Here is a 4,187-nt window from a genome sequence, read left to right on the forward strand (position 1 = left end):
GCCCTCGCCTATCCCGACATGACCGATGCGCAGCGCAAGAGGCTGGCCGCAAAGATGTGGGAAAATCTCGGCCGCACCTTCGGCGAGTCGTTCCACCTGGAAAAGATTGCGTCGGCTGGCCGGGTGACTTTCGAATCCGAGGCCCAGATCGACGAAATCGCGCGCGGCGGGCCATGCGTGGTGTGTGGGTTGCACCTCTGCAACTGGGAGCTCGTCGCCTACGCGAGCAAGCGCATGGGCGTGCCGTTCACCGGCGTCTATCAGCGCATGAGCAACCCCCTCGTGGACGCCGAGACCCAGAGGATGCGGGCGTTCCTCTACGAGGGCGGCCTCCTGCCCAAGACCCCGGTGACGGCGCGGGCGCTCCTGAGGGCGGCGAAGAGCGGCGGCTATCCCGCCTTCCTCGCGGACTTGCGCGACGACCGCGGCACCGCGGTGCCGTTCTTCGGCCATCCGGCGCGCTCGAACGTCTTCCCCGCGCTGCTCGCCCGCACGACCGGGCTGCCGCTCTACGCCGGCGCGGCCTACCGTTTGCCGAATGTGCGCTTCCGCATCAAGGCCGTGCGCGTGCCGATCCCGGAGACCAACGACCGCGACGCCGACGCGGTCGCCGCCACTGCGGCGCTTCAGGGCCAGTTCGAGGCCTTCATCCGCGAGGCGCCCGAGCAGTGGATGTGGGGGCATCGGAAGTGGGATTAGGCCCGCGCCGACACTCCGCAGCACGCCGAACGCATGGCCGTTGTCAAAGCGGCGCCGCCGAGGCGACAATGGTGACCTTTGCGTCCGGAATCTGCGCCTCCAGCTCCTTTTTCAGGGATTGGTTGATCGCGTCGATCTCGCCGATGCGCCGGTCCGCGGAAAAGCCGACCCCGATCTCGATGTACTTCATCACCCCGGAGCGCCGGGTGCGCACGTGATGGATCGCGTCGATGCGGTCGAAGTTGCAGAGGAGCACGCGGTTGACCAGCGTGAGCAGCGAGGGATCGAGCATTCTGTCCATGAGGTCGGGCAAGGCGCCAGCAATCAGCTGGTACGCCGTCCAGAGCATCATCTGGACCACCACCGCCGAACCGACCAGGTCCGAGACCCGACCGCTGATCTGGCCGGCGAACATCGCCGAGACAAGGATGGCGAGCGTCGCGATAATCGAGGAGACGAGCTTCAGGAGCCGCGTCCTCACCTGCCCGTCGATCAGAATCGAGGCTCCGACTTGGCGGGCGCGCAGGAAGGTCACGAACATCCAGGCGTTCTGCGCGGCGTTTATGGCTGCGATCGCCGTCGCCGCAGCGAGCCCGATCGGGCGGGGTTGCGGCGGCTCGATGAGGTTGACGACGCCCATCGCGAACACCCAGACGCTCGAGAGCACGAGGGCCGCGCCTATCAGCACATTGAGAAAGCTTTCGATCTTGCCGCATCCGTACTGATAGCTGGGTAGTCGCCCGCGGTGGATGCGCCGCAACATGAGGTAGGCGAAAAACTCGAGGAGCGTGAGCAGGCTGCCGCGCATCGCGTCGGCCAGCAGCGTGAGCGAGCCTGACGCGGCGCCGATGATGATCATCGGCGCCGCAGTCATAAAATCCGTCCCCACCCCGAGCGACATTGCGCGCTCGCGTCGCCGCTCTGCTTCCGCCATCGGCGAAGCGGCGACGGTCGGGCGGGGGCCGCGCACCCGAGGGCCATTCCCTGCAGCAGTTCGCCGACCAAGATTTGGGCTTTGGGCCTCGGCTGGCGTCAAGCCCGCAGCGATCATCGCCCCGTCACAGACGACGCGAAAAAAGGTTTGAGCGCTCAATATGGCCGCTCCCTAGAAATTCATCGGGACGAAAAAGCAGAAAGCGGCCGACTGAGAGCCGTCGAGATATTCGCGATAGAAGATCCAGTACTCGCCGTCCTGGCTCGGCAGCGCGAACTTGGCGTCGAGGGGCGCGTGATAGCCTTCGACGACATATTCGCCGCGCGCGTTGAACGCGACCTGATCGGGCCGGAGATGATGCGCGTCCGCGACTCCGCAGCACGCTGACTTGATCCAGCCCGGGACGGGATTGCCGTTCGCCCATTGATCGTGAGCGAGGGCCGGAGCAGCGCTCGATAGGAAAGCCGCGGCAAGACAGAGACGCATGGGGTTACCTCTACTTTGAGGCGCCTGAAGACAATCTCGCTAAACGCGAATTTTTGGAGCCAAGCTGGGGCGAAACAATCTGACCACAATGCTGTCTCGCGGAAGCAGCATCGAATCGGCGATCGCCCAGATCAAGTAGCAACTGAGCATCGCCAATGCGTTGAACGTAAAGACGCCGTCATCGTGCGCTTTCGAAGAGAAGACATCGGCCGTCGTTGCGATGATCCCTGGAATGCGACTGATCAATTCGATGTTGCGGCACAAGGCGCTGGCGTCAATCTTCAGACGCGGAAACCACGGCTCGCCGCGGACGCCAAACGCGCTTCCGAACTTCCCCGCGGCATGCAGCACCCCTGAACTAGCGGCGAGGAAAGGATTGCTGAGCAGGTATAAACCCGCGCCAAGCGCAATCGCTCCAAAGCCTGAGGAAAGATCTCCAAGCCGGGTCAATTTCTGATCGGGCGGATATCCGTTCGACCAAGCCCGATGATAAGCCTCGCCGCTCCAAAAGAAGATCGCTGTTGCGACCGCGAGGGCGATGGCGGCCGGACTTCCCGCGACATAACGGATTCCGATCGACAGAACGTTCGAGAAGCTGTCCATTGACTCCGTCGCAACGAGAAACGTCACGAGCAGGCCCGCGCCGAATCCGAGCGCGTTGCCCAAGTTATAGAGCCCGCCCGGTCCATTGAGCCGGCTGAGGATCGCCGCACGCCACCGGAAGGACAGTCGCGCCGCAGCCCCCCGCAAGCGCCGCGTTTGCCTCATGTGCGCATCCCCCCACGCTGCGCCTTCTCGCGCGATTCGAGTCTTCTTTACGTCAACATAAAAAAATTTTTGCTGTGATCGCGCTCACACAACTCTCCGGTTTAAAAACTTACAGTAATTGCTGCTCGAGGTTGCAACCGAAGCAATCGGCCCTTTCGAACCGGGTCGAGGCGTCGCTCTTGGCTCAAGGATACGACGCGCCTATTCGTCTAGGATGTAGGGCGCCGATCCCGGAGACCGACGATCGCGAGGCCGACGCGGTCGCCGCCGCTGCGGCCCTCCAGGGCCAGTTCGAGGCCTTCATCCGCGAGGCGCCCAAGCAGTGGATGTCGGCCCACCGCAAGTGGGATTGGCAATCCCCTGAACAGCCTTTGCCGCCGCCATTGCGCTTCGCGGCGGGTCGTCGAAGGCCTTGCGCCTGGCGCAAAATCATTGCAACCTTTTGAACGCCCTAGAAATAAATCGGGAGCACCCAGTTTTCGCGGCAAGTCGACGCACCTCGCGAAAAGCGGCGGGACTGGGCTAAATCCCGTGATATATTTAATAATACGTCGTTTGCATCGGAATTTGGTCTCCTGAGTATGGGGCGCTCGTCATGCAGACAGTCTTGAAACTGAATTTATTGCTGTTCCAGGTAGAGTTCAACATCGCTCGACTCGTGACGGAGCTGCGATTCTTTTTGAAGTTCAATCTGTTCCTCGTCCCGATCGTCGTAGCCGGCTATGCGGCGATGAGCAGCGTTGTCTGGTGGCAGGTTTCGGCCAACGCGGAGCGCGAAATTCTGGACAAAGCCCGCATCATGCTGGAGACGGCGCAGGCGATGCGGACCTACACAACCAACCAGGTCGCGCCGCTGCTCGACCGCGAGCAGTCCCAAGCCGAGCGGACCGACAAGAGCCTCGATCAGTTTCTCAACACGCGCCTTCCGGAAGCAATGACCAAGGCGATCGCGCAGATGCCGACGGCCCGAGAGCAGCAGGCGCTGCAGGGCGCGGCGCAGCGGCTTCTCGCCTCGGCCCGGCAGGAGCGGCAGGACGCGACCGTCAAGGAGTTTCTGCCGCAATCGATTCCGTTCTTCGCCGCGACAGAAGCGTTCAACTACTTCCGCCAGCAATACCCCGACTTTTCCTATAAGGAGGCTGCTCTCAACCCGACCAATCCGCGCGACCGCACGTCGGACTGGGAGCGGGACGTCGTCGACATGTTCCGCAGCGACGCGTCGCGGAAAGAGTTTGTCGGCCGGCGCGACTCGCCCGCGGGGCCGGTGCTCTATGTCTCGACCCCGATCCGAGCCGACAAG

General features: G+C 63.0%; 6 protein-coding genes. 3 read left to right on the forward strand and 3 right to left on the reverse strand.

Features of this window, described 5'->3' with window-relative positions; all coding sequences use genetic code 11:
* Positions 1-699 (forward strand): lysophospholipid acyltransferase family protein (locus tag ACLP25_RS25680; protein WP_442471945.1); only part of this gene is annotated, 699 nt, incomplete at its 5' end.
* Between the two features lie 43 nt (positions 700-742).
* Here ACLP25_RS25680 and ACLP25_RS25685 read toward each other — a convergent pair.
* From ACLP25_RS25685 to ACLP25_RS25695, 3 genes are read right to left on the reverse strand one after another with little or no spacing between them, the layout of a single operon-like run.
* Positions 743-1,750: a cation diffusion facilitator family transporter gene (locus ACLP25_RS25685; protein WP_442471950.1), complete on the reverse strand. Its 1,008-nt coding sequence runs from the start codon at positions 1,748-1,750 to the stop codon at positions 743-745.
* A 54-nt stretch (positions 1,751-1,804) separates the two neighbouring features.
* Entirely contained in the window at positions 1,805-2,119 is a 315-nt protein-coding gene (locus tag ACLP25_RS25690) for a hypothetical protein (protein ID WP_442471946.1), read from the reverse strand.
* 39 nt (positions 2,120-2,158) lie between these two features.
* Entirely contained in the window at positions 2,159-2,785 is a 627-nt protein-coding gene (locus ACLP25_RS25695; RefSeq protein WP_442471947.1) for a hypothetical protein, read from the reverse strand.
* 176 nt (positions 2,786-2,961) lie between these two features.
* Here ACLP25_RS25695 and ACLP25_RS25700 point away from each other — a divergent pair, with 176 nt between their 5' ends.
* Entirely contained in the window at positions 2,962-3,333 is a 372-nt protein-coding gene (locus ACLP25_RS25700) for a hypothetical protein (RefSeq protein ID WP_442471948.1), read from the forward strand.
* A 149-nt stretch (positions 3,334-3,482) separates the two neighbouring features.
* A partial coding sequence (locus ACLP25_RS25705; protein ID WP_442471949.1) for a Tll0287-like domain-containing protein occupies positions 3,483-4,187 on the forward strand: 705 nt, incomplete at its 3' end.

This window comes from Roseiarcus sp. (assembly GCF_052145395.1).
Taxonomy (GTDB): domain Bacteria; phylum Pseudomonadota; class Alphaproteobacteria; order Rhizobiales; family Beijerinckiaceae; genus Roseiarcus.